Below are 2,022 nucleotides of genomic sequence, written 5' to 3' on the forward strand. Positions count from 1 at the left end.
GCGGCCGGCGGGGGAGCCGGCCGCCGCGGACCGCGCCGGGCCGCTCAGCGCAGCTCCGGAAGATCCTCCGCGTACAGCAGGGTGAGCTCCTCGGTGCTCGGGTCGGGGAGCTGCGCTACCCGGCCCGCGTGCCGCTCGACCATCGCCTCGAAGGTCTGCCGCGCCGTGCGGCCGTTGCCGAAGGACGGACCCCGGGGGATCGCGGTGAAGTGCTTGAGCAGCGCCTCCTCGGCGCCCTCACCGAGGCGGTACTGCTGCTCCTCGGCCTGCTGCCGGACGATGCACAGCAGCTCCTCGGGCTCGTAGTCGCCGAAGGTGATCGTCCGGGAGAAGCGTGAGGCCACACCGGGGTTGACCGCCAGGAAGCGCTCCATCTCCGCGGTGTAGCCGGCGACGATCACCACCACCTCGTCCCGGTGGTCCTCCATCAGCTTGACCAGGGTGTCGATCGCCTCCTTGCCGAAGTCCCGGCCGGAGTCCTCGGGGGAGAGCGCGTACGCCTCGTCGATGAACAGCACGCCGCCGCGGGACCGGTCGAACGCCTCCTGGGTGCGGATCGCCGTCGAGCCGATGTGCTCACCGACGAGGTCCACCCGGGAGACCTCCACCAGGTGGCCGCGCTCCAGCACGCCCAGCGAGTGCAGGATCTGCCCGTAGAGCCGCGCGACGGTCGTCTTGCCGGTGCCGGGGGAGCCGGTGAACACCAGGTGCCGCCGGGCCGACGCGGCCTTCAACCCGGCCAGCTGCCGCCGCCGGCCCACCTCGATCATGTCGGTGAGCGCCCGCACCTCGCGCTTGACGCTGTCCAGCCCCACCAGCGTGTCCAACTCCGACAGCACGTCCTGGGCGGGCCTTGCGGCGGGCCCGTCTTCGGGTTCGACGGGGGCGGCCGGCGCGGGCACCGACACCTGCGGCGCCGCGGTGAGCAGGCCGGCCGTCTGCACGGCCGCCGCCTTCGCCGGCGCGGGCGAAGGCGCGACGGCGGACTCGTCGCTGCTGCAGTCCTCCACCGAGGTGCCGTCCTCGGCGAACTCGTAGCCGCCGCGCGCGCACCGCTCGGTCCGGCAGCGTTTCAGCGTGGTGCGGCAGCCGTCGATGACGTGGAAGCCGTAGCCGCCGCTGTCCGTCACCTTGCAGCCGGTGAAGGTGCCGCGCCCCTGCGCGGAGACGTAGACGCCCGCCTCGGCCGGGCCGGTCACGGTGCAGCGCTCGACCTGAGGGTCGGCGCCCTTGGTGACGATTATGCCGCTGGCCGGACCGTCGATGGTGCAGCCCGACAGGGTGCCGCCGCTCCCGTGGTCGCGGAACCAGGCGCCGGTCGCCGCGTCCCGGATCCGGCAGTCGTCGAGCTGCACCGAGCCGCCGTCGCTCACCGACACGGCGGTCCCGCGCACCTGTGAGATGTCACTGTCCACGACGTCCGCGCGGGAGCCCCGGTCGAGCACGAACAGGGCGTCGGGCACGCCGTGCACCCGGCAGGTGTCGAGCACGGCGGAGGCGCCGTCGCTGATCCACACCGCCGGGTAGTCGCCGGTGGCCTCGTGGATCTCGCAGCGGTTGGCGTCCACCCGGGTGCCCGGGTCCCACACCGACAGCCCGTTCCGGCCGAAGCGACGCACCGCCGAGCGGGTCAGCGTCAGCACCGAACGGGACCTGAGGTCGATGCCGTTCTCCGGGATGTCGTGGATGTCGCAGTCGGCGAGGGTGAGCACCGCGTCGGTGTCCAGCGTGATGCCGTCGGCCGTCGTGCGGTGCACCTGGCAGTCCGTCAGCTGGCCGACCGCGCGCGAGGCGACCTGGACGCCGGTGCCCTTGATCTCGTAGAACTCGCAGCCCACCGCCTCGACAGAGGTGCCCTCACCTGTCAGTGACAGGCCGGCGCCGGACGCGTGGTGGACCCGGCACCGGTCGAGCCGCGGGTGGGCGCCGTCGCGCACCGAGATGCCGGACTGCCCGGCCGCCACCACCTCGCACTCCTCGAACAGGCCGCCCGCGCCGCCGGACAGGCTCAGCCCGAGGCCG

Annotated in this window: 1 protein-coding gene; it reads right to left on the minus strand. The window is 73.5% G+C overall.

The annotated features are described in order from the left end of the window. Positions 1-44 precede the first annotated feature (44 nt). A partial coding sequence (locus ACYVE9_RS24480) for a right-handed parallel beta-helix repeat-containing protein (RefSeq protein WP_461030072.1) occupies positions 45-2,022 on the minus strand: 1,978 nt, incomplete at its 5' end.

The organism is Streptomyces sparsus (assembly GCF_054776295.1).